The sequence below is a fragment of the Mycobacterium sp. genome (assembly GCF_019247615.1).
In the GTDB taxonomy this organism is placed as follows: Bacteria; Actinomycetota; Actinomycetes; order Mycobacteriales; family Mycobacteriaceae; genus Mycobacterium.
On the sequence record NZ_JAFBAT010000284.1, the window covers coordinates 1 to 22,724 of the forward strand.

The 22,724-nt window shown below is 65.4% G+C and carries 25 protein-coding genes and 3 pseudogenes; 12 read left to right on the forward strand and 16 right to left on the reverse strand.

Annotation, left to right across the window (positions count from 1 at the left end):
• Positions 1-98: pseudogene (locus JO059_RS19810) on the forward strand (alpha/beta hydrolase); the annotation flags it as partial.
• A gap of 17 nt (positions 99-115) precedes the next feature.
• Here the strand turns inward: JO059_RS19810 and JO059_RS19815 are convergent.
• Complete coding sequence (locus JO059_RS19815) at positions 116-1,732, reverse strand: multicopper oxidase family protein (RefSeq protein WP_293321867.1); 1,617 nt, start codon at positions 1,730-1,732, stop codon at positions 116-118.
• Between the two features lie 219 nt (positions 1,733-1,951).
• Positions 1,952-2,731: pseudogene (locus JO059_RS19820) on the reverse strand (SDR family oxidoreductase).
• Positions 2,732-2,836: 105 nt separating this feature from the next.
• On the opposite strand from JO059_RS19820, the gene JO059_RS19825 reads away from it, so the two are divergent.
• Genes JO059_RS19825 through JO059_RS19835 form a run of 3 tightly spaced genes read left to right on the forward strand, consistent with a single transcriptional unit; the run spans position 2,837 to position 4,312 of the window.
• Positions 2,837-3,664, forward strand: coding sequence for an SDR family oxidoreductase (locus JO059_RS19825; protein WP_293321823.1), 828 nt, complete (start codon positions 2,837-2,839; stop codon positions 3,662-3,664).
• 49 nt (positions 3,665-3,713) lie between these two features.
• Positions 3,714-3,920, forward strand: coding sequence for a CopG family transcriptional regulator (locus JO059_RS19830; RefSeq protein ID WP_293321825.1), 207 nt, complete (start codon positions 3,714-3,716; stop codon positions 3,918-3,920).
• Positions 3,917-4,312, forward strand: a complete 396-nt coding sequence (locus JO059_RS19835) for a type II toxin-antitoxin system death-on-curing family toxin (protein WP_293321827.1) — start codon at positions 3,917-3,919, stop codon at positions 4,310-4,312. The genes JO059_RS19830 and JO059_RS19835 overlap by 4 nt, the downstream gene beginning before the upstream one ends.
• Before the next feature lie 31 nt (positions 4,313-4,343).
• Here the strand turns inward: JO059_RS19835 and JO059_RS19840 are convergent, their stop codons facing one another.
• Both JO059_RS19840 and JO059_RS19845 read right to left on the reverse strand, forming a co-directional pair.
• Positions 4,344-4,739: a type II toxin-antitoxin system VapC family toxin gene (locus tag JO059_RS19840; protein ID WP_293321829.1), complete on the reverse strand. Its 396-nt coding sequence runs from the start codon at positions 4,737-4,739 to the stop codon at positions 4,344-4,346.
• Positions 4,726-4,971, reverse strand: a complete 246-nt coding sequence (locus tag JO059_RS19845; RefSeq protein ID WP_293321831.1) for a hypothetical protein — start codon at positions 4,969-4,971, stop codon at positions 4,726-4,728. Before JO059_RS19845 ends, JO059_RS19840 begins: the two co-directional genes overlap by 14 nt.
• 99 nt (positions 4,972-5,070) lie before the next feature.
• Here JO059_RS19845 and JO059_RS19850 point away from each other — a divergent pair, with 99 nt between their 5' ends.
• The 7 genes from JO059_RS19850 (at position 5,071) to JO059_RS19880 (ending at position 11,753) form a co-directional block, all read left to right on the forward strand.
• On the forward strand, positions 5,071-5,739 hold the full coding sequence (locus JO059_RS19850) for a TetR family transcriptional regulator (protein WP_293321833.1): 669 nt from the start codon (positions 5,071-5,073) through the stop codon (positions 5,737-5,739).
• 10 nt (positions 5,740-5,749) lie between these two features.
• Positions 5,750-5,944 (forward strand): ferredoxin, encoded by a 195-nt coding sequence (locus JO059_RS19855; RefSeq protein WP_293321835.1) that lies wholly within the window; start codon positions 5,750-5,752, stop codon positions 5,942-5,944.
• Positions 5,945-5,975: 31 nt separating this feature from the next.
• Positions 5,976-7,238 (forward strand): cytochrome P450, encoded by a 1,263-nt coding sequence (locus tag JO059_RS19860; protein ID WP_293321837.1) that lies wholly within the window; start codon positions 5,976-5,978, stop codon positions 7,236-7,238.
• 39 nt (positions 7,239-7,277) lie between these two features.
• The gene (locus JO059_RS19865) at positions 7,278-8,444 is read left to right on the forward strand and encodes an amidohydrolase family protein (protein ID WP_293321839.1); all 1,167 of its coding nucleotides are present in this window, start codon (positions 7,278-7,280) and stop codon (positions 8,442-8,444) included.
• Between the two features lie 44 nt (positions 8,445-8,488).
• The gene (locus JO059_RS19870; protein WP_293321869.1) at positions 8,489-9,667 is read left to right on the forward strand and encodes a M24 family metallopeptidase; all 1,179 of its coding nucleotides are present in this window, start codon (positions 8,489-8,491) and stop codon (positions 9,665-9,667) included.
• Entirely contained in the window at positions 9,657-10,775 is a 1,119-nt protein-coding gene (locus JO059_RS19875) for a M24 family metallopeptidase (RefSeq protein ID WP_293321841.1), read from the forward strand. Before JO059_RS19870 ends, JO059_RS19875 begins: the two co-directional genes overlap by 11 nt.
• Before the next feature lie 168 nt (positions 10,776-10,943).
• Positions 10,944-11,753 carry an SDR family oxidoreductase gene (locus JO059_RS19880; protein WP_293321843.1) on the forward strand — a complete coding sequence of 270 codons (810 nt, stop codon included), beginning with the start codon at positions 10,944-10,946 and terminating at the stop codon, positions 11,751-11,753.
• On the opposite strand, the gene JO059_RS19885 is transcribed toward JO059_RS19880, so the two are convergent.
• The 12 genes from JO059_RS19885 to JO059_RS19940 all read right to left on the reverse strand — a co-directional run bounded on the left by JO059_RS19885 (position 11,750) and on the right by JO059_RS19940 (position 21,956).
• Complete coding sequence (locus JO059_RS19885) at positions 11,750-12,586, reverse strand: SDR family NAD(P)-dependent oxidoreductase (RefSeq protein WP_293321845.1); 837 nt, start codon at positions 12,584-12,586, stop codon at positions 11,750-11,752. The two genes, JO059_RS19880 and JO059_RS19885, sit on opposite strands and share 4 nt — an antisense overlap.
• Positions 12,587-12,660: 74 nt before the next feature.
• Positions 12,661-13,500: a mycofactocin-coupled SDR family oxidoreductase gene (locus JO059_RS19890; protein WP_293321871.1), complete on the reverse strand. Its 840-nt coding sequence runs from the start codon at positions 13,498-13,500 to the stop codon at positions 12,661-12,663.
• Positions 13,501-13,551: 51 nt separating this feature from the next.
• Complete coding sequence (locus tag JO059_RS19895) at positions 13,552-14,754, reverse strand: cytochrome P450 (RefSeq protein ID WP_293321847.1); 1,203 nt, start codon at positions 14,752-14,754, stop codon at positions 13,552-13,554.
• A 200-nt stretch (positions 14,755-14,954) separates the two neighbouring features.
• Positions 14,955-15,605: a TetR/AcrR family transcriptional regulator gene (locus tag JO059_RS19900; protein WP_293321849.1), complete on the reverse strand. Its 651-nt coding sequence runs from the start codon at positions 15,603-15,605 to the stop codon at positions 14,955-14,957.
• Between the two features lie 301 nt (positions 15,606-15,906).
• Complete coding sequence (locus JO059_RS19905) at positions 15,907-16,182, reverse strand: DUF4190 domain-containing protein (protein WP_293321851.1); 276 nt, start codon at positions 16,180-16,182, stop codon at positions 15,907-15,909.
• A gap of 125 nt (positions 16,183-16,307) precedes the next feature.
• Positions 16,308-17,111, reverse strand: a complete 804-nt coding sequence (locus JO059_RS19910) for an acyl-CoA dehydrogenase family protein (protein WP_293321853.1) — start codon at positions 17,109-17,111, stop codon at positions 16,308-16,310.
• Positions 17,112-18,200 carry an acyl-CoA dehydrogenase family protein gene (locus tag JO059_RS19915; protein WP_293321855.1) on the reverse strand — a complete coding sequence of 363 codons (1,089 nt, stop codon included), beginning with the start codon at positions 18,198-18,200 and terminating at the stop codon, positions 17,112-17,114.
• Positions 18,197-18,619, reverse strand: a complete 423-nt coding sequence (locus JO059_RS19920; protein WP_293321857.1) for a nuclear transport factor 2 family protein — start codon at positions 18,617-18,619, stop codon at positions 18,197-18,199. Before JO059_RS19920 ends, JO059_RS19915 begins: the two co-directional genes overlap by 4 nt.
• Complete coding sequence (locus JO059_RS19925) at positions 18,600-19,817, reverse strand: amidohydrolase family protein (RefSeq protein ID WP_293321859.1); 1,218 nt, start codon at positions 19,815-19,817, stop codon at positions 18,600-18,602. Before JO059_RS19925 ends, JO059_RS19920 begins: the two co-directional genes overlap by 20 nt.
• A gap of 3 nt (positions 19,818-19,820) precedes the next feature.
• On the reverse strand, positions 19,821-20,156 hold the full coding sequence (locus JO059_RS19930; protein WP_293321861.1) for a hypothetical protein: 336 nt from the start codon (positions 20,154-20,156) through the stop codon (positions 19,821-19,823).
• A complete protein-coding gene (locus tag JO059_RS19935) occupies positions 20,140-21,420 on the reverse strand; it encodes an aromatic ring-hydroxylating dioxygenase subunit alpha (protein ID WP_293321863.1) in 1,281 nt (426 codons plus the stop codon). Before JO059_RS19935 ends, JO059_RS19930 begins: the two co-directional genes overlap by 17 nt.
• A 5-nt stretch (positions 21,421-21,425) precedes the next feature.
• Positions 21,426-21,956, reverse strand: a complete 531-nt coding sequence (locus tag JO059_RS19940) for a carboxymuconolactone decarboxylase family protein (protein ID WP_293321865.1) — start codon at positions 21,954-21,956, stop codon at positions 21,426-21,428.
• A 356-nt stretch (positions 21,957-22,312) separates the two neighbouring features.
• Here JO059_RS19940 and JO059_RS19945 point away from each other — a divergent pair.
• Positions 22,313-22,724, forward strand: a pseudogene (locus tag JO059_RS19945) (amidohydrolase); the annotation flags it as partial.

A 22,724-nucleotide genomic window follows, 5' to 3' on the forward strand; every position in this document is an offset into this window, starting at 1 on the left:
GGCGGTCGGTGGTGGTCGACAAGGCCGGTCACTGCCCGCAGATCGAGCGCGCTGCAACGGTCAACGAGTTGCTGCTGGATTTCTTCGCGGCGGGTTGACGTTCGCATACGTGAGATCAGAAGACGTAATCCAGCCGGGTCATCATGCCGGCGAATTGGTGGTAGGTGTTGTGGCAGTGCATCACCCACGTGCCGGGGTTGTCGGCGACGAGCACGGCCTGGACCTTCTGCTTGGGCAGCGCGATGACGGTGTCCTTGCGGGCGCCGGGGCTGCCGTCGGCCTTGAGCAGCTGGAAGGTGTGGCCGTGCAGGTGGATCGGGTGATACATCATGGTCGGGTTGTCGAATGTGATGCTCGGCCGCTGGCCCTCTCGAACGTGCAACGGGTTCGTCATGCTGTATGGCTCGCCGTTGATTGTCCAGTTGTACTGCATCATGTTTCCGCCCAAGACGACCGGGAGGTCGAGGTGGGGATCGGGGCGACCCAAGTTGACCGGCGTTGTGGCCGTGAACATTTCGATCGTCCCGATCCGCTTGGTGAGCTCGACCGGTTGGAAGCCGGGGTCGGGGGGACTCCCCGCTCCGGTCGACAGTAGCGCCCGGGCCAGATCGTTTTTCCCTTCCGCGAGGGCGACCAGCGGGAAGACGCCGTCGGCGGCGGTGACGATGACGTCGTAGCGTTCGGCCATGCCGATGAGCAAAGCGTCGAACATGGTGGGCACCACGGGGTAGCCGTCGGTGTGCGTGACGGTCATCGGATGGCCCGCGAGGGCGACCCGAAATGCGGTGTCGGACGCGGTGTTTATGAAGCGAATCCTGATGCGCTGCCCGGGCTTCGCGTTGAAGGTGGTGGGGGCGGCCGGTATTCGGCCATTGATCAGGTAAAACGGGTAGGCGATGTCTCCGGCGTCGCCGCCGAGTAGGTCGCTGTTACCGACACCCACCCCGGAAGCCCTGGGCGTGCTGGACGGCGTACTTGGCGTGCTCGTCGAACTTGTTGAGCTTGTCGAGCTCGTGGGCGTCGTCGAAGTCGTGCCAGAAGTCGTCGAAGTTGTCGAAGTCGTCGAGCTCGTCGGGGCAGTCGACATGGCGGGCATACTCGGTTTGTTCGGGGCCGTGAGCTCGGCATAGAGCTGTTGAGGGCTCTTCCCGACGCCGTCGGTCCAATCATCCAGGACCACAATCCATTCGGCGTCGTAGTTACCCTCGGTGGGATCGTCGACGATGACCGGCAGGTAAAGGCCGGTGTCCTCATCCAGCCCGGTATGCGGGTGGGCCCAATAGGTGCCCGAGTTGGGCACGGAGAAGCGATAAGTGAAGTTTTGGCCGGCCGGGATATTCGGGGTGGCGGGTTCGGCGCCGTCCATGTCGTTGCGCAGCGCGATGCCGTGCCAATGCACGGACGTCGGGTGGTCGAGCCGGTTGGTCACCGTGACCACCAGCTCGTCACCGACGTTGGCTCTGATCGGCGCTCCGGGAACGGTGTTGCCGAAGGCGAGGGTTTGCGCGATCGGGCCGCCGAGATCGATTTGCGTCGGCTGGGGGGTCAGGCTGACGGTGACCGTCCGCCCGCTGTGCGGCCGGGCCGCTTCGGCCGCGGCGATGGCCTTGGACATTTCGGAGGACATTTGGGCCGCACTGCCCGGGACCGCGGATTTGGTTTCGCTGCAAGCCGCCAGACCCAAACCGCCGGCCAATCCGCCGGCCAATACGCCGGCAAAGCCGGCCGCCATGAAGCCACGCCTGCTCAGGTGCCAACTGTCGAAGGGGACCCGGCTCTGGGGTGGCACGGGCATTAGACGCTCCTCGTCTTCGCGCGGTCGAGTCTCGGGCGCCTTATACCGTGCTAGGACGTCAGCCGGAAAGCAAGCACTCGCGAAGGCAAGTCACGTCAGGTGTGCCGAGCACTGCCGGTTCCCCGGTTGGCGTTCCTCCCCTGGCGTCCAAGCAAGCTACTGCGCACCGCTGGGCGTCCGGGCGGCCCACCAGTCGCTGAAGCGGGTGGGATAATTCTGCGGGTCCTCGTCGTCGAGCGGGACGATGGTGTGCTCGTCTAGCCCGGTACCGAAATAGTGGGCGGCAGCTTCGCCGATTGCCTGACGTGGATCACCGGAAGCGGCGAGTCGCGGTCCGGATGAACTCGTCCATGCCGCGCTTTTCGGGGCCGGCGATGTTGGTGATGCAGTTGGTCGGCTCGCTGATCGCTGCGCGGGCGACGGCCGTGGCTACATCCGCAGAGGCGATGGGCTGAAACGCCCCGGTCGAGACCCGAACCGTATCGCCGTTGGTTGCGGAATCGGCTATGCCGCCTACGAATTCAAAGAACTGAGTCGCCCGCACGATCGAATACGGCGATCCCGACTCCTGGATCAGCTTCTCCTGGGCAACCGGGCTTGTCTTCAGGCCCGCATGTAGCCGCTTTCCTGGGCACGGTCGGCACCCACTATCGAGAGCGCGACGTGGTTCTGCACGCCGGCCGTCCGCTCAGCGGCGAGAAGGTTCTTCGTGGAGGTGGTGAAGAAGCGCAGCACGGGTTCGTCGTCCCAGTCCGGCGAGTTGGACACGTCCACCACCCTGTCCGCACCCGCGAGGGCTTCGGCGAGACCTTCGCCGGTGATGGTGTCCACTCCCGAGCGCGGCGAGGCCGAGACCGCCTCGTGTCCCGACTCGGCCAGCTTGGAGATGACCTGCGAGCCGATTAGTCCGCTGCCGCCGATAACCAATACCTTTATGTTTGGTGCCCTCCCGAGCTGAGCGATGAATGAGCAACGTGCAGTAGCCAGCGCGGTTAAATCAGTTGCTTGACTTAATGCCGCCGCCGCCGATTAACTCGTCTTGTGGTCAACGAACTGGCGGGCAACGAACTGGCGGGCAAGGTAGCCATCGTCACCGGCGGGGCCTCGGGCATCGGCCTCGGCACGGTCGAGAGGTTCGTCGCCGAGGGCGCGCGAGTCGTCATCGCCGACATCGAGAAGGACAAGGGCGAGGCGCTGGCAGCGTCGCTGGGACGCGACGCGTGCTTCCGGCGAACCGACGTCTCCGATCCAGAGCAGGTGGCGGCACTGGTGGGCGCCGCCATCGAAAAGTTCGACGGCCTGAACATCATGGTGAACAACGCCGGGGTCTCGGGCACCATGCACCGCCGGTTCCTCGACGACGACCTGGCCGAATTTCACCGGATCATGGCGGTCAACGTACTCGGTGTCATGGTGGGTACCCGAGAAGCCGCTCGGCACATGGCAATACACGGCGGAGGGTCGATCATCAACATGGCCTCGATTGGTGGCATCCAGGCCGGGGGCGGGGTGATGACATATCGCGCGTCCAAAGCCGCGGTCATCCAGTTCACCAAGTCCGCGGCAATCGAGTTGGCACACTACAAGATTCGGGTCAATGCCATTGCACCGGGCAACATACCGACGCCGTTCGTGGCGTCCTCGGCGGCGCACATGGATCAAGCGGACATCGAGCGGTACGAGGCGGGGATCCGCGAGATGATGCGGGCCGACCGGCCGCTCAAGCGGGAGGGGACGGCCGAAGACGTTGCTGAGGCGGCGCTGTACTTCGCCGGCGACCGATCGCGCTACGTCACCGGAACGGTGCTTCCGGTCGACGGGGGCACCTCGGCGGGCAAGGCGATCCGCCGCCGTAGCGACTCTGGCTAGTGGACTTGGTCCGCGCGGGCTCTGGTATCAAGCCGGTATCATGCTCCTCATGGGCATGACATTGCGCACCAACGCGGAGCAGACGGAAGCGCTCCGCAGGCAGGCTGCCATCGAGGGGCGGTCGATGCAGGCCGTCGCGTTATCGGCGATCGATGAATACATCGCCCGGCGCACCCACCAGGCGAAGGTCGCCGATGCGCTGCAGCGCGTGGTGCGCGAGGAGGCGGCAGTGCTTGAGCGCCTCAAGGATGCATGACCGAGTACCTCGACCTCGACGACTTGCTCGACATTGCCCGGACAGCCGTCGGTGCCGGCAATTTCGAGCAAGTCGTCGTCAATGATCACGGCTTGCTTGAATCAGCTCTTGCCCGCCCACGCGCGTCGGTGTTCGGTCAGGACGCCTACCCGGATCTCCATCTCAAAGCCGCCGCGCTGATGCACTCCCTGGCGCGGAACCACGCGCTCGTGGATGGAAACAAGCGACTGGCCTGGACGGCCTGCCGGACTTTCCTTGCGATCAACGGCCAGTGGATCACCGCCCCCGAGGACGACCGCTTCGAATTCATCATCCAGGTCGCCGCCGGAGCCTTGCCCGATATCGAGAAGATCGCCGGGCAACTGCGCGCTTGGAGTCACGAGGAGCGGTGAGTCGAGGTTGGTCGGTGCGGGGGCGCCGGGGTCAGTGGTCGAGGACCTCAATCCGACAAGTCGGCCCGTGCGCGCGGCCAAGCCGTGCGTCCAGCGTCAGCAGTGTTGCATCGAATGCCTCCGCCAACGCGACGTAGAACGCATCCCAACCCCGCACCGACCCGCGAAGCTGCCAGCTCCGCTCGAGTAGCCAGCGATGGCCAAATCGCTCGCCGGGCCAATCCCGGAGATCGGCCACCGCCTGCCGGGCGGCCGTGCCGTCTAGCCGCCCGCGTAGGTGCTGGGCGCGGATCACGCCAAGCACCTCGACGTCGATCACTTGTGGCGCGACTTGGTCTGCATCGGCGGCGAGGCGCACCGCGATCTCACCCGCCCGTGGCGTGTCCGCGACGACCTCGAAGAGGCACGAGGCATCAACGACCAGCATCTGGCCACTCGCCGCGCCACTCGTCCAGCGTCGCCAGCACCTCGGTCGTGGTTACCGCCGAGGGCCGGCGGCCGGTGCGCGCCAGCCACTGCGCGATCGATGGCCGCGCCGCCAACCGGGCCGCCTCACGGCGCAGCAGCTCCGGGACCGTGATTCCCTCCTCGGCGGCCCGGCGCAGGAGGGCCGCATAAACCTCGTCGTCGATGTCGCGTATTTGAACCGTCTTAGGCACATTCGCATTGTGCCATGCACCTGCGCATGAGACGGTGCATAGCCGGCAGCTTAAATCAAGCGCTTGACTTAACGACCGGTGCCGCGGTTGACTGACAGGATGACCACGACAACCGGGCGGGCGGTCCGCACGGAACGTGCCAGCTCCACCCAGGAGGCGATCCTGGCCGCGGCCGAGCGGCTTTATGCCGAACACGGCATGTTCGCGGTGTCGAATCGGCAAGTCAGCGAAGCCGCGGGCCAGGGCAACAACGCCGCCGTCGGTTACCACTTCGGCACCAAGGCCGATCTGGTGCGCGCGATCGAACAGAAGCACCGCGGCCCGGTCGAGGTGCTTCGCGAACGGATGGTGAGCGAGCTGCTGGCGTCGAGCGCCTCGGCCGATATGCGCAGTTGGGTGGCCTGTCTCGTGTGCCCCCTCACCGATCACCTGGCCGACCTCGGCAACCCCAGCTGGTACGCGCGCTTTGCGGCTCAGGCGATGACCGATCCCGCGTACTACAACATCATCGTCAAGGGTGCGCTCAGTTCGCCCTCGCTGGTTCAGGTCGTCGACGGCATCAACCGTTGCCTGCCCGAACTGCCGGCCGAGGTGCGCTTCGAGCGCAACGTCATGGCCCGCAATCTGTTGATGCACACGTGCGCCGATCGGGAGCGCGCGCTGGCGGCGGGCTCATCGATGCACCAATCGTCTTGGCGCGCAGCCGCATCCGGCCTGATCGACGCCATCGTGGGCCTCTGGCTGGCCCCCGTGACCCCCTACGAGTAGCGGTCGACACATGAAAGTGACTGTGGACCAAGGTATTTGCGCATCGTCGGGGAACTGCGTGCTGAACGCGCCCGAGCTGTTCGACCAGCGCGACGACGACGGCGTCGTCGTCTTGCTCAATCCGCATCCATCGGCCGGGCAGGACAACGGCGCGCGTCGGGCCGCCGCGGCCTGTCCCGCGCTGGCCATTCACATCGAGGAATGACACATCGAGGAATGACACATCGAGGAATGACATGTCGGACACACTGACGAGTACGGGGGCTTCCGGGACCGAGGCGGGGCCCGGGGTTCCGGAGTATCCGATGGCCCGCGCCGCGGGCTGCCCCTTCGCCCCGCCTCCGGATGTGATGACGCTCGCCGCAGCCAAGCCGCTGGCCCGCGTGCGGATCTGGGACGGCAGCACCCCATGGCTCGTCATGGGCTACGAGCAATGCCGAGAGCTGTTTTCGGATTCCCGGGTCAGCGTCGACGACCGGACTCCCGGGTTTCCGCACTGGAACGCCGGCATGGTCGCCACGGTGCACAAGCGCCCACGGTCGGTGTTCACCTCAGACGGCGAGGAACACACCCGATTCCGAAGGATGCTGTCGAAGCCCTTCACATTCAAGCGAGTCGATGCGTTGCGCCCGACCATCCAGCAGATCACCGACGACCACATCGACTCGATGCTGGCCGGTCCGCAACCCGCGGACCTCGTCACCGCGGTGGCGTTGCCGGTGCCCTCGCTGGTGATCAGCCAGCTGCTCGGCGTGCCCTACGAGGACGCCGAGCTTTTTCAGGAGCATGCCAACGTGGGGCTGGCGCGCTACGCGACCGGTGAGGAAACCACCAAAGGCGCTATAAGCCTGCACAAATACATCATCAAGCTGGTCGAGGCCAAGATAGAGAGTCCGACAGAAGACGCCGTCTCCGATCTGGCTGAACGGGTCAAAGCCGGCGAGCTCAGCGTGAAAGAGGCCGCCCAACTGGCTAACGGTTTGCTGGTCGCAGGGCACGAGACGACCGCCAACATGATCGGATTGGGAGTGCTTGCGCTGCTGGAAAATCCCAGTCAGCTGGCCGTCATCCGCGATGCCGAGGATCCAAAGATCGTCACCAACGCGGTCGAGGAGTTGCTGCGCTACCTCAGCATCATCCAGAACGGCCAGCGCCGCGTGGCCCTCGAAGACATCACCATCGCCGGTGAGGTCATCCGCGCGGGCGAGGGCATCATCATCGATTTGGCCCCGGCGAACTGGGATCCCGATGCCTTCACCGAGCCAGATCGGCTGTACCTGCATCGCTCGGGCGCCGACCGCCACGTCGCATTCGGGTACGGCAGGCATCAGTGCGTGGGCCAGCAGTTGGCCCGCGCGGAGCTGCAGATCGTGTACCACACGTTGTTCCGACGCATCCCCAAGCTGGCGCTGGCGGTCCCGTTCAGCGACATCCCGTTTAAACACGACCGGCTCTCCTACGGCGTCTACGAACTGCCCGTGACCTGGAGCGCCGGCTGATTAACCTCGAAACTGCCGATCCGAAACGGAGGGTCAACGATGACGACTCAGACCAGCACGCTCTACCCGCCGGGAGGCTTCGGCGCCCCGAAGAATCGGCGCGGCCACGCGAGCGGGGCCACGGTGGGACTGCCGGAAGGGACGGTCGTTTTTTCCGCCGACAACCACATCTCCCTGGCCGCCGACATCTTCTACGAACGCTTCCCCGACGACCTGAAGGAAAAGGCGCCGCGCATCTGGTACGAGGAAGGCGCATACCAGGTCGGGCGCAAGGGCCAGTCGTTCCTGCCCGGCGACTTCAGCGCGGTCCTGATGCAATACGACGACCTGCCCGGGGCGGCCAGCACCAACATTGAGGCCAGGATTCAGGAGCTGCGGGAGGACGGCGTCGATAAGGAGCTTGCGTTTCCCAATGCGGTGCTGGCGCTGTTCCACTACCCGGACAAGAAGCTTCGTGAACTCGCGTTCCGCATCTACAACGAGTACATCGCGGAGCTGCAAGAGCGCTCGGCCGGCCACTTCTACGGCGCCGGACTGATCAACTGGTGGGATCCCCAGGGTACCCGTCGAACGCTGGACGAGCTGAAGTCGTTGGGGCTCAAGACATTCCTGATGCCGCTGAACCCTGGCAAGGACGATGACGGGAACCCGATCGACTACGCGTGCACTTCCATGAGCGCCGTGTGGGACGAGATCGAAGCCTCCGGCCTGCCGATCACGCATCACATCGGTGAAACCCCGCCGAAGAGCCCGTGCGAGTTCAACAGCGTCGTCGTCGGGATGATGATCAACATCGACGGCTTCCGGGAGACGTTCTCCAAGTACATCTTCGGTGGCATCCTCGACCGGCACCCCGGCTTGCGAATCGGTTGGTTCGAAGGGGGCATCGCCTGGGTTCCGTGGGCGCTGCAGGACGCCGAGCACCTGGTGGCGTCCTATCAGCACATGTTCAACCGACCTTTGCAGCACGACATCCGGTACTACTGGGACCGGCACATGAGCGCTTCCTTCATGGTCGACCCCCTCGGGCTGCAGCTGATCGACCGGATCGGGGTCGGCAAGGTGATGTGGTCGAGCGACTATCCGCACAACGAAAGCACATTCGGCTATTCCGAAAAGTCGCTCGCCGCGGTGGTCGACGCGGTCGGGCCGGCCAACGCGGCACGGATCGTCAGCGGCAACATCACCGAGTTCCTGGGCCTGTGACAACTTTCGCGGACGCGATCCCCGAGACGCCCGACATCGCCCGCATGCGCCGCGAGACCGGCGCTCGGCTGCGCGCGGCGATGGCCGAACGCGGCGTCGACGCGATGATCCTGCTCGGCAATAGCGCGGTGATCTACGCCACCGGTGCCAGTTGGCCGCTCGGCGACGCTGGACTGTCCTACGTCGAGAGGCCGGTTGCCGTCGTGCTCGCAGACGACGCATGGCCGCACCTCTTTCTGCCGTTCCGCGAAGGTGCAGCGCTGGAGGCGGACCTGCCGAAGGATCACCTTCACGGGCCGGTCTATTTGGAGTTCGATGAAGGCGTCGAGTATTTCGCTCGACTGCTGGCCGGCCTGCTCCCCACCGGCTCGATGATCGCCGTGGACGAATGCACCGGCGCTATGTCGCGTGCACGAAAGAACTTGTTCCCCAACGCTGCTCCCGCTGATGCCGCCGCCATCATCGGGGCCGCCAAGGCGGTCAAGACCCCGGACGAGCTGTCCTGCCTGCGCACCGCTGTGCGGATCACGGACGAGGCCATGGTCGAAGTCCACAAGCGCCTGGCCCCCGGAATCCGCCAAATCGACCTGTCGGCAAGCTTTTTACGGCGTGCCTTCGAGTTGGGGGCGACCGCCAGCATGCTGGAACCGATATGGCAGGTGATGCCGCCGAGCAAGGCCGAAGGCGTGTGGACCGCGCACGGAGACCTGGCTCTGCCGCTGCTCACCACCGAACGGGAGCTGGCCGAAGGCGACGTGCTGTGGACCGACGTCAGCGTCACCTACCGCGGCTACTGCTCGGACTTCGGGCGCACCTGGACCGTCGGCCGGGATCCGTCACCGCGCCAGCGTGCGCAGTTCGAACGATGGCGCGAGATCATGGCCGCCGTCTTGGATGTCACCCGGGCGGGAGCCACGGCCGCCGACTTGGCCAGGGCCGCGACCGCGGCCAACGGCGGAAGCCGGCCCTGGCTGCCGCACTTTTACCTCGGCCACGGCATCGGCGTCAACGCGGCCGAAATGCCGATGATCGGAACGGATCTCGGCGACGAGTTCGACGAGAAGTTCGTCTTGCAGCAGGGCATGGTGCTCGTGTTGGAGCCGGTGGTGTGGGAGGACGGCACCGGCGGATACCGCAGCGAAGAGGTCTTCGTGATCACCGAGCACGGCTGGACCCGACTGACCGACTACCCCTATGACCCTTATGGCTGCCATGTCGGTTGACGTTCGCGCCGACGATCGCGCCCTGCGCGCCGGGCGCCGGCAGCGCGCGCGGGAGCAGATGGTGGCATACGATCTCGATGTACTGGTACTCGGCCGTCAGGCCAACGTTCGCTATGTCTCCGGCGCTCCTCAGCTGTGGGTCGCGGGGACCCGTCCGTTCGGTCCGACCTGTGTCCTGGTGCGCGAAACGGGAGCGGTTCATCTGCTTAGCACATGGGACGAAGGCGTCCCCGAAGACATCCCCCACGAAAACCTTTATGGCATCTCGTGGAATCCGATGAACGCCATGGCGGCTCTGCGCCGCATCGACGGCGCTTCCAGGGCCCGCCGGGTCGGAACGGACGCTATGTCACCGGCTTTCGCGCGACTATTGCCGACGGCGTTCCCCCACGCCGAGCTGGTCGACGGGGAGTTGGCCATGCGCGCAGCCCGGCGCGTCAAGACCGCCGAAGAGGTGGTTTCCCTGCGGGAAGCCCTCGTGGTGGCCGAATTGGGCCTGGCGGCCGCGGTCGCCGAGCTGCGCCCCGGCGTAAGCGAACAGTTGCTCGCCGGGGTGCTCCTGGAGGCGCTGGCGGCCGGCGGTGTGAGCACACCCTCGAATCAGGATGTCGCGTGGGTGACGTCACGTGAGCACCCATGGCGGCGCGTCGACGGCGATGGGCGAGTGAAACACGGCGACCTGGTGGCCTTCTCCGCCGGTGTGCTGGCGGGTGGCTACATCGGCGAGGTGGGACGGACTTGGCCCGCGGGCGCAGTCCGCGGCGCCGCCAACCTCTACCGCCGCTGGGAAGTCCTGTGGTCCAGGCTGTTAGACGTGTGCCGCCCGGGCGCCGCGGCCGAGGAACTGCTTGGCGCCTACGACGCCGCCGGAGAACCAGCCCCGCCGATGCCGGTGGCGCGGGGGCTGGGGATGGGCTTCGACCCGCCCGTCGTGTCGCAGCACCTACCGCGAACGGCGGCCGGGGAACGCTTGGAGCCGGGAATGGCGCTGGCCGTGACGGGCTATGTCTGGGAGCCGGGAGTTGGTGCGGTCTTCGGGCGGGAAGCCGTCCTCGTCACCGCCGACGGTCCCGAAGTTCTGACGGCCAGTCCCTCGTGGCACGCATGAGTGCGTGAGCTGAACGGCCGGGCTAGGCTCGGCACCGTGCCGTTGAGGTACTCGCGCCGGCCCGGTCGGTTTGCCGCCAATCCGGCGCCGGCGCTGGGCCGGCACCACCGTGACTCGCCGGCGCGGCTCGCCCGGATACCTGCGATGCGCCCGGCGAAGTGAGCGACGATGGCAATCGGCCCTTCGGACATTCTGTTGACGGCTCGCGTTGCGGTGGTGACCGGCGGCGGCTCCGGCATCGGCCGCGGCATCGCGGCCGGGATGGCCGCCTTCGGGGCCCGGGTCGCGATCTGGGAGCGCGACCCGCAGATGTGCACGGCAGCTGCGGAATCCATCGGCGCGCTGGGGATAGTGACCGACGTGCGCGACAGCGGTCAGGTGGAAGCCGCACTGCGACGCACTGCCCAGGAACTCGGGCCGGTGACCATCTTGGTGAACAATGCCGGCGGCACCTTCTCCTCACCGCTGCTGGAAACCAGTGAAAACGGTTGGGACGCCCTATATAGGGCCAACCTGCGCCACGTGTTCGTGTGCACGCAGCAGATCGCGCGGCATTTGGTCAGCTCGGGGCTTCCGGGCAGCGTCATCTCCGTGACGTCGATCGAAGGTGTCCGCGCCGCGCCCGGCTATGCGGCATACGCCGCGGCCAAGGCGGGCGTGATCAATTACACCAAGACGGCGGCGCTCGAACTGGCGCCCCACGGGATACGGGTCAACGCGATAGCGCCCGACATCACGCTCACCGAGGGGCTGGCACAGCTGGGCGGCGATGCCGCGGTGAGTGGCACGCGAAACGTCGTGCCGCTGGGCCGTCCCGGTCATGTCGACGAGATCGCAAGCGTTGCAGTCTTTCTGGCATCAGATATGTCGGCCTATCTGACCGGGGAGACGCTGCATGTCGACGGTGGTACGCACGCCGCCAGCGGCTGGTATCACGACCCGCGGACGGGGGACTACCGGCTCGGGCCATCGGCTTAGTGGGTCCACCCCGCGTTGGCCTGCTCGTCGAACGCGCGGTCAATGCGCTCGAACCTGCGGCGCACCGAAGCGCGGGCGGCCTCGTGCGGCAGGACATAGAGATGGTTCGCCAGGATCGCATCTGCGGTCAGCCGGGCCACATCGTCGACTCCGACGGTGTGGTCTTGTGCGGGGAGCGGCCCGAGCCCCCCGGTGATCTCGGGCGTGGACGCGAGTCCGTAGTCCGCGCCGCGGATGCGCTCGGAGTTGGATATCAGCTTTGTTTCGACGACCATCGGGCACAGGACCGAAACACCGATGCCGTTGTCCTTGACCTCGCGCGCCAACGTTTCCGCCAGGCCCACGACGCCGTACTTGGCGACGCCGTAAGCCCCCAGACCGGCGTTGGGCACCAGTCCGGCGAACGACGCGGTGAAGGCGATGTGGCCGCCCGTGCCTTGCTCGAGCAGTCGCGGCACGAACGCCTCCACGGCATGGATCGAGCCCCACAAGTCGATGTCGATCACCCAGCGCCAGTCGTCGTGCGTCATCTGAGCGATTGGGCCCGCGACGACGATCCCGGCGTTGCTGAATACGACGTCAACCTCGCCGAGCAGGCGGAATGACTCGTCGGCGAGGCGAACCATCTCCTCGAGATGTCGAACGTCGCAGAGCACCTCGTGGGCTTCGAACCCCTCGCTGCGCAGATACGTCACCGCCTGTTCCAACGCAGGCTTATCGACATCCGCGAGCACCACACGGGCACCGCGGCGGGCGAACTCGGTGGCCGTGGCAAGACCGATGCCGCTGGCACCGCCGGTGATGACGGCCCCGCGACCTTCGAAAGTATCCATACGACTCAGCATCCTATTACTCCGCCTCGCCCGACCGTCTCAGCACACGAGTCGGCGTGCGGCGTCACAGGGTGCTATTTCAGGCAACTCCCCGCGTCGATGGGTAGGGTCACGCCGGTGACGTAGCGAGACTCATCGGAGGCGAAGAAGAGCACGGCGTTGCTGATGTCCACCGGCTCCACCCACGGGATCGGCAGGGTGTGGAACAGCTGGCAGATCGGCGCCATGTCATCGGCCCCGGGGTGGTCCAGGTCGGGGCGGAACATTTTGAAGGTGCCTTCGTTGTGCAGCATGGGGGTTGCTACGTGGGTCGGGTGCACCGAGTTGACACGAATCATGTGCTTGCCCAACTCCACTGCGAAGGACCGCATGATGCCCACGACACCGTGCTTAGCCGCGACGTAACTGCCGCAGTGCGGGTAGGCCTTCAGCCCTCCGACCGAGCTGGTAAGGATGATCGAGCCACCCTTTCCGCCCGCGATCATATGTGGCACAGCGGCTTTCACGGTCTTCCAGACGCTCGACAGGTTTACATCGATCATTTCCTGCCAGTCGTATTCGGTGGTCTTGTCCAGCGTGTCGCCGCCATTGCCGATCCCGGCATTGGCCACGATGATGTCCAGGCCGCACAACTGCTCCACGCCGGTATCCACCGCGGCCTTCAATGCGTCGTAGTCGCGCACGTCGACCTCGGCCGTGAAGATTCTGCGGTCGAGGCCTTTTACCAGATCTGCGGTCTCGGCCAGGTCCTCAGGCGTGGACGCCGGGATCGTGGTGTTCTGCACGATCGGTTTACACACGTCGACGGCAATGATGTCGGCGCCTTCCTCCGCCAACCGCACCGCGTGGCTGCGGCCCTGGCCGCGCGCCGCTCCAGTGACCAAAGCGACCTTGCCCGCAACACGTCCAGTCATGGCTACCTCATTTCGTCGATCAACATGTCGCATCGGTTCGTTTGAGATGTCTCAGCGGAGAACGGCCGGCATTGTCTCCCACCCGCGCACGGTGGAAGTCGGCGACAGTTTGGCGTTCTCGAGGTCGACGTCCCACAACGGGAAGCGCTTCAAGATCTCCTCGAGCGCAATCCGGCCTTCGAGGCGCGCTAGCGCCGAGCCGAGGCAGTAATGGGTGCCGACACTGAATGTCAGGTGCTGGCGTAACTCCCGCCGGATATCGAAAACGTCTCCGTCGGGCGGGAATTGGCGATGGTCGCGGTTGGCCGCGCCGACGAGCATCATCATGACGCTGCCCGCGGGGACGCGTCGACCGTAGTAGGTGACATCGTGCGTGACGTACCTGGCGACGTGCGGGGCGGGCGGCTCGAATCGCAGTAACTCCTCGATGGCCGCCGGAATCAACGACGGGTTGTCGACCAGTTCCCGCCGCTGGTCCGGGTGCTCGGCCAGCACCTTGCCGGCCCAGCCGATCAGCCGGGTGGTGGTCTCGTTGCCCGCGCCGGACACGACGCTGATGTAGATGAGAAGTTCGTCGCGGTGCAGCCGGCGGACGGTTCCCGTCTCGTCCTCGAACTCGACGTGCAGCAGCTCGGTCATGATGTCGTCCGACGGATGCTCGGCCCGCCAGTCGACGAATTGAGCGAAGAATTCACCGTTCATCATGTTTTCGGCCGTGGCATCCATCGGTTTTCCGGCCTCGGTGCGCAAATTCTCGTTGGCCCGGTCCCGCGATGCTTCCTGGTACTCCTCGGGGATGCCCAGCAGCATCCCGATCACCCGCATCGGCATCTGCGCCCCGAGGTCGGCGACGAAGTCGAAACGGTCGGTGCCGACCAGGGGATCCAAACTGCGAGCGCAGAATTCGCGGATTTTGGGCTCGAGCTCATTGATCTTGCGTGGGGTGAACATCCGCGACAGCAGCCTGCGATGGACATCGTGGATCGGCGGATCCTCGAACAAGAGCACGCCCGGCGGAATCTCGATGTTCGCCTTGATCAACTCGAGGATGGCGCCCTTGGCCGAGCTGAACGTCTGATGATCGACCAGCGCGCGGTCCACGTCGTGGAAGCGGCTCAGGGCGTAGAAGTCATGCCGCTCGTTGTAGTACAGCGGCGACTCTTCGCGCAGGCGCCGCAACATCGGGTACGGGTCGGCGTTCAGCTGGACGTCGTACGGATCGAAGTAGACGTCGTTGGCCGCGCTGACTGTCACGAGTAATCAATCGCCTCTCGCCGATGCCGCGTCCCCGGAGCGCGCCTGTCGCATGTGAACTCTGTCACCGCCCACCAATCGTGTCAACGGCGAATCCGTTTTTGTCATCCGTAGTTCTGAATATTAGAGAATCTGGTTCTCGTCTGCCAATTCGCGTTGGCTCTTTGCTCAATCGCTCAGATGTTCAGGAAGGCGCGCTCTTAGCCGACGAATCCGCGCGAGCAGAAGTCCCACACCTCGTCGGCGGTGATGGGGTGAAGCGTCGCATCGTCGGTACCGCCGCTGGATTGGGCGATGAACATAACCGTCTGCATTGTCATGGCGGCCACCCGCTTCGGGTTGATGCCGGTACGCAATTTGCCGGCTTCACCGGCGGCTTCCAGAAGTTCGGTCAGCAACGCCAACAGCGGCGCGTGGGCCACCTTGACTTCGGCGGGATGGGTCACCAGCAGTCGCGGCGCAAAGTCGGTGAACAGCGGTCTTTTGGCCGACGGGTCGGGACGCGAGGCCTCGTACAACAGCTCGACGGCGACCTTCAAGCGATCCAACGGATCGTCGTGGCTCTCCGTCGCGGCGCGGATCTGGTCGGCCGACCGGCTCAGCGCGTCTTCAAAAAGCGCGAGCAGCAGTTCGTGTTTGCCGTCGAACTGCAAATAAAAACTCCGCAGAGACTGGCGGGAACGGTCCACGACCTCCTGGACCGTGAAGTCGGTGCTGCCCTTCTCGATGATGATCGCCTGCGCGGCATCGAGGAAGCGCTGAACTCGCTGCGCTGCCCGCAATTTGGCGGTCTTGATCGACCGCTCGACGGCGCGCTGCTTCCACGCCGGCTCTTCGCTCGGGTTGCTCACGGGCGCCTCCGAAGGCTGCCGCGCGGGGAGAACATGATCGGACTCTACCGGAGAACGCCGTGCCATCGCTGTCCTCGCCCCCTCCGGGCCGCTGTTGTGGGAGATTCTAACTTTCTGATGACGAGAATACTATTCTCTTACGCATTTGTGGAACAGCGGTACCGCACGAGCGCGAGGCGCCGTCCCCGAGAATAAGCGAATCGCGCCCCGAGGCGGCTTTCGTGCACCTGGGCAGCCAAACCGGGAGCCGGTTCCACCGCCGCGCGCGCACTTCGCCGAGCGCACTCGGGCTGCCGCGTAATCAACCCGGCGACGTTTTCGAGTCCAACCAGGCGTAGTAGCCGATCGCGGTGAGCCCGGCCACGATCGCGACCACGCCCAATACGATGCCCGCAGTCGCGGTTCGTGGATTGCTTGCCGAGCCGCGCTGCACTCGCCGGCGGCCAATGTCGCCGGTGATCACCGCCGCGATGCCCAGGGGCACCCCGATCATCAGCCAGCAACTGATGAGCGCGACCAGACCCAGTATCAGCGACGCGACGCCGAACTCGTTTCGCGGTGAATCGGGGTGACCCATTTCGTCCATCCTCTTCGTGGCCCAACGAGTCCCCAACGAGTCTATGTGCTGCCCCGGAATTGCGAATGTCCGCAATCCGGGGTCTGCGACCCCCTGGTGTCGGTGTCGTGACACCAGGGGTGCCGCTACAACTCGGCCACGCGTGGAGCAAATCCCTTGGCTCGCAACGTCGCTCCGGCCTGCCGGGTCAGTTCACGTGCGCTGCCGAGCAGACCGTCCAAAACCAGCGCGCGCTTGATGTGATGATGCAGCTGGTGTTCGGCAGTGAATCCGAGTCCAGCCAGCACCTGCTGGCAGTGGCGTGCGCTGGTCAGCGCCGCCCGGCCGGCCGCTGCCTTGGCCAGAGATGAAGCCAGCCCGTCGCCCGGTTCCGCGGCTGCAACATCCAGCGTCGCCTCGGCTCCCTCGATGGCGACGAGCGTCTCGGCCAGCCGGTGGCGGATCGCCTGGAACGAGCTGATTTGCCGGCCGAATTGGACGCGGTCGAGTGCATGCTGGCGTGCCAGTGACAGCATCGTCCGGCCGGTTCCCACCAGCCACCAGCCGAGGGCACGCCGGCCCGCCGCGAGTGGCACCGGATTGCCCTCCGGCACAGAGCGTATAGGCAGGCCGCCCAGCGCCGACCCGCCGTCTGCGGCGCGTTCCCAGATCACCCATGATCCCCCCGCGAACGGCAGTGGCAGAGTTCTTCCGGGGGCGGCCCCGGCCGCTCGCAACACGACGTCGTTGAGCGCGGGGGCGTGCGCGCCCGTCTCGCCGAGCAATCGGAACACCAAGGGGATTGCCACGTCTGGCATTTCATCGAGCATGTCGAACCAGCCGAGGTCGATCAACGCCGCATCGAGCTTCGGGCCGGAGGCTGCCGAACATTCCGTCATCGCGGTGCGCAGGGAGCCGTCCAGCATGCGCAGTTCCCCGGGATCCACCATTCACTCCTTGCCGAGGTCGAGCAGCCGGCGGGCGATGATGTTGCGCTGAATTTCGGCGGTTCCGCCATAGATGGTCGCGGCGCGCGAGTACAGGTACTCCGACCGCCACGGTGTGTCGTCCAGCTCGAGGGCGCCGGGAAGCAGATCCCGGACGGTGTCGTAGAGCCGTTGTTCGGCGGTGGCGAGTAGCACCTTGTCGATTGAGGTCTCCGGACCCAGCCGCCCGCCGTCGCGCAACCGGTACTGGGTGCCGCGGGATCGGCAGCGCAACGTATGCAGGCCGAGATAGGCCTCACCCAAGGAGGTTTCGTCAGGATCATTCGCCTCGGCGATGAGAGCGTCGAATCGCGAATACAGGTATGCGATTCGCTGCCAGAAGCAGGTCGAGCGCTCGTAGGGCAGCAGGTCCATTGCCAGCCGCCAACCGTCTCCGGGACGCCCGAGCATGCGGTTTCCCGGCACGACCACGTCGTCGTAGTACACCTCGCAAAACTCGTCCACGCCGTGCATCGTGCGCAGCGGCCGAATCGTGATGCCCGGGGTGTCCAGGTCGACGAAGAACGCGGTGATGCCGTCATGGCCGGGCGCGGTCCGGGCGAGCAGGATGCATCGGGTCGAGAATTGCGCGAAGCTGGTCCACACCTTCTGCCCGTTCACGATCCAGTTATCGCCGTCGGCGGTGGCTCGGGTGCTCAGCGATGCAAGGTCACTGCCCGCCCCCGGCTCCGAGAAACCCTGGCACCAGTGCTCGCGGCCGCTCAGCAGTCGCGGCACCATCTCGGCCGCAAGTTCTGCTGGGGCGTAATCGATCATCGTGGGCGCGAGCACCTCGAGCATCGAGTAGGGGCCCGGTTCGGCGAGCCGGCGGCCCACCACCTCCTCGCCGACGATCGCGCGAAGCAAGGCGGGGCCCCCCAGCCCGCCGACTTCTTCCGGCCAGCCGTACCGCATCCAATCGGCGTCATAGAGGGCCCGGCTGACGCGGGCGAATTGCTTCATATGACCCTGCAGCGAAGCGTCGGGCCCGGGGGTCAGATCATTGTCGTCGAGCCATGCGTGAAGACTCGTCCGGAACTCATCGACATTCACGGTGCGGGGCGGCCGACGGCGTGCGGGCGCCCGGAGTCGTGCACCCCGCTGCGGCGAATGAACGTCATGGCGCGGGTCTTCAGCCGCCATCCGTCGGCGGTCCGGGAGTAGGTGTCGCGGTAGTAGCCGATCCGCATGTCATGGGTCGCGTGGTCGATGAAGCACAGGGGCTGGGTACCACTCGCCGAGTCACCATCGAGGTCGACCAACGCAGTTGCGGTGAGAAACAGGCCCTTTGGTGCGGCGGCGACCAGCTCCGGGAACCTGTCCAAGCGGTAGGTGTCACCGAAGGCGCTGTAGGTCCCGTCGGGCGTGAAGACAGCGATGAGGCCCTCGATGTCTTCCTGGGTGATGGTGACGGCGTAGCGCGCCAGGAGCTGCTGGATCTCGACCAGGTCGTCAGTTCGCGTCGTTGACATACACTTTGCCGCCTTTCATGACGAAGCCGACATGCCGGGTAACGGTGATGTCTTCCAATGGGTTTCCCGGCACCGCGATGATATCGGCCAGCTGGCCCGGTGCGAGCCGACCCCGGTCGGCGGAATTGATGAGTTCGGCCGCGGTGACGGTGGCTGCCCGCAGCACCGCCAACGGTGGCAGACCCCAATCGACAAGGGTGACAAGTTCATCGGCGTTGCGGCCGTGCGGTATTGCGGGAGCGTCGGTGCCCACCGCGATTTTCACGCCGGCGCGGTGGGCGGCCAGTATCGAGGTGCGGGCCTTCGGAAACATCTCCGCGGCCTTGGCCTGCAGCTCGGGCGGCGCCTGCGAGACGTCCATACCCTCCGCCAGCCGCCGAGTGGACACCAAAAATGTGCCGTGCTCCGCCATCGTCGCGATCGCCTCGTCATCGATGAGAAAGCCGTGCTCGATGCAGTCGATCCCCGCCGCGACGGCGTGCTGGACGGCATCGGCGCCGTGGGTGTGGGCGGCGACGCGCAGGCCGCGCCGGTGTGCCTCGTCGACGATGGCCCGCAACTCTTCATCCGAATAATGCTGGGCGCCAGGCGGTCCCGTCAGCGACATCACGCCGCCGGAGCAGCAGACCTTGATCAACTCGGCGCCATGCTTGATCTGGTACCGCACCGCCTTGCGGATCTCGTCGATTCCGTTGGCGATGCCTTCCTCGACGGTCAAGTCCAGCACATGTGGCGCGAACGCGGCGAACATCGTCGGATCCAGGTGGCCGCCGGTGGGCGTTATGGCGTGGCCGGCCGGTACCACCCGGGGCCCCTCGATCCAACCCGCGTCGATAGCCTTGCCCAACGCAACATCCAACAGATAGCCGCCGGTCTTGACGAACAGCCCGAGGTTGCGCACAGTGGTGAACCCGGCGCGCAGCGTTCGGCGGGCATTGCCCACCGCCCGCAGCACCCGCGTCGGCGGATCGTCCTGAACCTGCGACAACCCGGGCTTCTCCCCGCGACCACCCATCAGGAGGTTGACCTCCATGTCCATCAGACCGGGCAGCAGGATCGCCTCGCCGAGGTCGATCAGCTCGCCCTCGCTGTCGCCGCCGACACCGGCGATCCGATCGCCCTCGATGCGCAGGATGCCCGGCCGACGGATCTCGCCCGCGTCGACGTCGAGCAGGCCGGCGGCCTTGAGCGTCAGCACCGGCTAGATCACCGGTTCCCGTACCAGCTCGACCCAGGCCGCTCCGCTGTCGGGCACCCGAGGCTGTTTCCAGGCCTCTATGGGAAACGACACCATGATCAGCGACTGCATGAGGTGCATTAGGGTGCGCGCGTCGTCAGGCAAGTCGTCCAACGGGTATCGGTCACAGTAGGCGATCACGTCATCGAGGCGGGGAAACGCGACGTCGTAGAACGCCTGCATCTCGGCCATCGTCGAGGCCAACCGCTTCGCGTAGCGCTCTGGCTCGGTGGCCAGATCCCAGTCCAAATAGGGCTCCAGGTCGGCGAATTCAGCCGGCAACCTACTTGTGGTGGCCATTGTTCCGGTACTCCTTGACGTAATCACCGGTCACCTTGTGCAGGTGGCGGAGCAGGATCTCCTGATCGCACAACGGGAATTCCCTGATCACCTTGGTGCCGATCATGGTCTGCGTCGCTTCCAGGGTGTTGGCGTCCTGCAATGCGTACTCCTTGAATGTCACCGCGGCCAACTCGTGGGCCAACCGTTCCCGCGCGTTTCGTGGCGGAACGAAATACAGCGTGCACTCGAAGATGTGCTTGTCGACGGTGGTGGGCCAGTAGTGATAGGTCAGGAACCAGCCGGGCTCCCAGATCAGCAGCATGAAGTTCGGGAAAAAGTGCCAGGAGTCGATGCCCCATTGCGGGATCTTCTTCGGATTGACACCCGGGGGCAGGTGATCGAGCTTCTGGATGACCTCCGGCTTGTCCCAGGGCCCGAACAGCCCGCTGCGCAGCACTCGATCCATGGGCTTCACCATGGACAGGTCAGCGGGCGGCGCCTGACCGCCCCAGGTGGAGATCATCCCGTGCGGGCTCGCCAGCTCGTAATACAGCGCCTCGAAGCCATACTTGATAATCTTCGCCGCTTCTTCCTTGGTGTATTGCCCCTGATGCAGCACCGGAGCGTGGTAGAACTCGGCGAACGCGTCGATGAAAAGCTTCCAGTTGCTTCCGACTTCGGCCCGGTAGGAGTAGGCCTCGGTCATTTCGTGGAAGGGATAGCCCTCGATGCCCTTGGCCAGCGGCCCGAGGTAGTCGGTCAGCGGCCTGGCGTCCGGATCGAGGTTGACGAAGATGAACCCTTCCCACACCTCGCAGCGGACCGGCACCAAGCCGTACTGGCTCTTGTTAACGTTGAAGAACTCATCCTCCTGCTGGATGAACGTCAGATCACCGTCGAGGCTGTACCGCCAGGCGTGATACTTGCACGTGAACTGCCGGCAGGTCCCCGACGTCTCCTCGTGCGGATAGTCGTTCCACACCAACTTGTTTCCCCGATGCCGGCAGACGTTGTGATAGGCCTTGACGGCCCCGTCCTTGGTCTTGACGACGATCACCGACACGCCTGTGCCCGCCGACGGGAGCTCCTTGGTGAAGTAGCTGCCGGTGCGTGGCAGCCGGTTTACTCGACCGACGTTGAGCCAGGTCCGCTTGAAGATGGCGTCGCGCTCGGCTTCGAAGAAAGCCGGATCGACCGAGTCGGTGTAATCGACTGGGGCGGTGCCCAATTCGGGGTAGCTCTCTGTCCAGCTGCCCGCGGCTGGTTTCGGGAAATGGGGCAACGTTCCTACCTCTCGTTTTCCGGTCGCACACCAAAGGCATTGAGCGCCATCGCGAGTGCGACGTAGCCGCCGATGGTGAAGATCAAGTCCATGCGCTGCCGTTCGTCCAGCCGTCGGCATAGAGCGGTCCACGTCTGATCGGACAGGTTGGACTTCTCGTCGAGCTCGTCGACGGCATCGAATACCGCGCGCTCGAACTCGTCGTCGGATTCGCCGGTCTGGGCGGCGACGATATGCGCGTCGGACAATCCCGCTTGCTTCGCCAGCTTCACGTGGTGCGCCCATTCGTAGGCGCACGCGCGCCTGTGGGCGACCCGCAGGATCGCCTGCTCGCGGATGTGGGCCGGCAGCGTCGAACGGAGCAGCAGATAGCCCCCGAACCGCAGATAGGCGTGGGCCAGGTCCGGATGACGAGCCAGCGTCGACATCAAATTGCCGGCGTCGCGCGGGTTGCATCGTTCCGGTGGCAGCATGCCCGACAGCGACCGCCGGACCGCCTCGTCCCACCCCTCGGCGGGCAGCGGCTGCACGCGCATCCGCTCTCCTCTCGGCGTCCTCTCGGTCACCTCTCGGTCAAAGAGAATCATATTCTCATTTCGAACTAATAGACTTGCACGATTCGTTCGGCTGGTCAATGCCGGCGCGACCGACGACGGCGCGCGCGTTTCAAGTGACGCTGGCAAAGCGGGCGCTCGGGTTGTCGCTCGATGCCGGCGTTTTGCCCGGCCGCGGGCCCCGTGAACGCCCGTTCGCCGACAGCACGGCCGCTCTGAATGTTGATTCTCACTTCCCGAGAAGATAGTTTTCACGAAGGTGATCTCGGCGTCAGACCACGGTTCGCCGAGGCGGTGCGGGGCCGCAAGACCGCTGGATCCGATGAGAGGGAACGGCCATGAACAAAGAAGACATGATCCTGATCAGCGTCGACGACCACACGGTCGAGCCACCGGGCATGTTCAAGGACCACCTGCCGAGCAAGTACGTGGACGACGCACCCCGGCTGGTGCACAACCCGGACGGCTCGGATATGTGGAAGTTTCGCGACACCGTCATTCCGAACGTGGCACTCAACGCGGTCGCCGGCCGGCCCAAGGAGGAGTACGGGATCGAGCCGACGGGGCTCGACGAGATCCGGCCCGGCTGCTACAACGTCGACGAACGTGTCAAGGACATGAACGCTGGCGGCATCCTCGCCTCGATTTGCTTTCCGTCTTTCCCCGGCTTCGCCGGGCGTCTGTTCGCCACCGAAGACCCGGAGTTCTCGGTCGCGCTGGTGCAGGCCTACAACGACTGGCACATCGACG

Bases quoted from the DNA above. Each gene is read 5' to 3' on its own strand.
- JO059_RS19815 (WP_293321867.1), bottom strand. From the start codon at position 1,732: ATGGCGGCCGGCTTTGCCGGCGTATTGGCCGGCGGATTGGCCGGCGGT.
- JO059_RS19830 (WP_293321825.1), top strand. From the start codon at position 3,714: ATGGGCATGACATTGCGCACCAACGCGGAGCAGACGGAAGCGCTCCGC.
- JO059_RS19835 (WP_293321827.1), top strand. From the start codon at position 3,917: ATGACCGAGTACCTCGACCTCGACGACTTGCTCGACATTGCCCGGACA.
- JO059_RS19840 (WP_293321829.1), bottom strand. From the start codon at position 4,739: ATGCTGGTCGTTGATGCCTCGTGCCTCTTCGAGGTCGTCGCGGACACG.
- JO059_RS19850 (WP_293321833.1), top strand. From the start codon at position 5,071: ATGACCACGACAACCGGGCGGGCGGTCCGCACGGAACGTGCCAGCTCC.
- JO059_RS19855 (WP_293321835.1), top strand. From the start codon at position 5,750: ATGAAAGTGACTGTGGACCAAGGTATTTGCGCATCGTCGGGGAACTGC.
- JO059_RS19860 (WP_293321837.1), top strand. From the start codon at position 5,976: ATGTCGGACACACTGACGAGTACGGGGGCTTCCGGGACCGAGGCGGGG.
- JO059_RS19865 (WP_293321839.1), top strand. From the start codon at position 7,278: ATGACGACTCAGACCAGCACGCTCTACCCGCCGGGAGGCTTCGGCGCC.
- JO059_RS19870 (WP_293321869.1), top strand. From the start codon at position 8,489: ATGCGCCGCGAGACCGGCGCTCGGCTGCGCGCGGCGATGGCCGAACGC.
- JO059_RS19875 (WP_293321841.1), top strand. From the start codon at position 9,657: ATGTCGGTTGACGTTCGCGCCGACGATCGCGCCCTGCGCGCCGGGCGC.
- JO059_RS19880 (WP_293321843.1), top strand. From the start codon at position 10,944: ATGGCAATCGGCCCTTCGGACATTCTGTTGACGGCTCGCGTTGCGGTG.
- JO059_RS19885 (WP_293321845.1), bottom strand. From the start codon at position 12,586: ATGGATACTTTCGAAGGTCGCGGGGCCGTCATCACCGGCGGTGCCAGC.
- JO059_RS19890 (WP_293321871.1), bottom strand. From the start codon at position 13,500: ATGACTGGACGTGTTGCGGGCAAGGTCGCTTTGGTCACTGGAGCGGCG.
- JO059_RS19905 (WP_293321851.1), bottom strand. From the start codon at position 16,182: ATGGGTCACCCCGATTCACCGCGAAACGAGTTCGGCGTCGCGTCGCTG.
- JO059_RS19910 (WP_293321853.1), bottom strand. From the start codon at position 17,111: ATGGTGGATCCCGGGGAACTGCGCATGCTGGACGGCTCCCTGCGCACC.
- JO059_RS19920 (WP_293321857.1), bottom strand. From the start codon at position 18,619: ATGTCAACGACGCGAACTGACGACCTGGTCGAGATCCAGCAGCTCCTG.
- JO059_RS19930 (WP_293321861.1), bottom strand. From the start codon at position 20,156: ATGGCCACCACAAGTAGGTTGCCGGCTGAATTCGCCGACCTGGAGCCC.
- JO059_RS19940 (WP_293321865.1), bottom strand. From the start codon at position 21,956: ATGCGCGTGCAGCCGCTGCCCGCCGAGGGGTGGGACGAGGCGGTCCGG.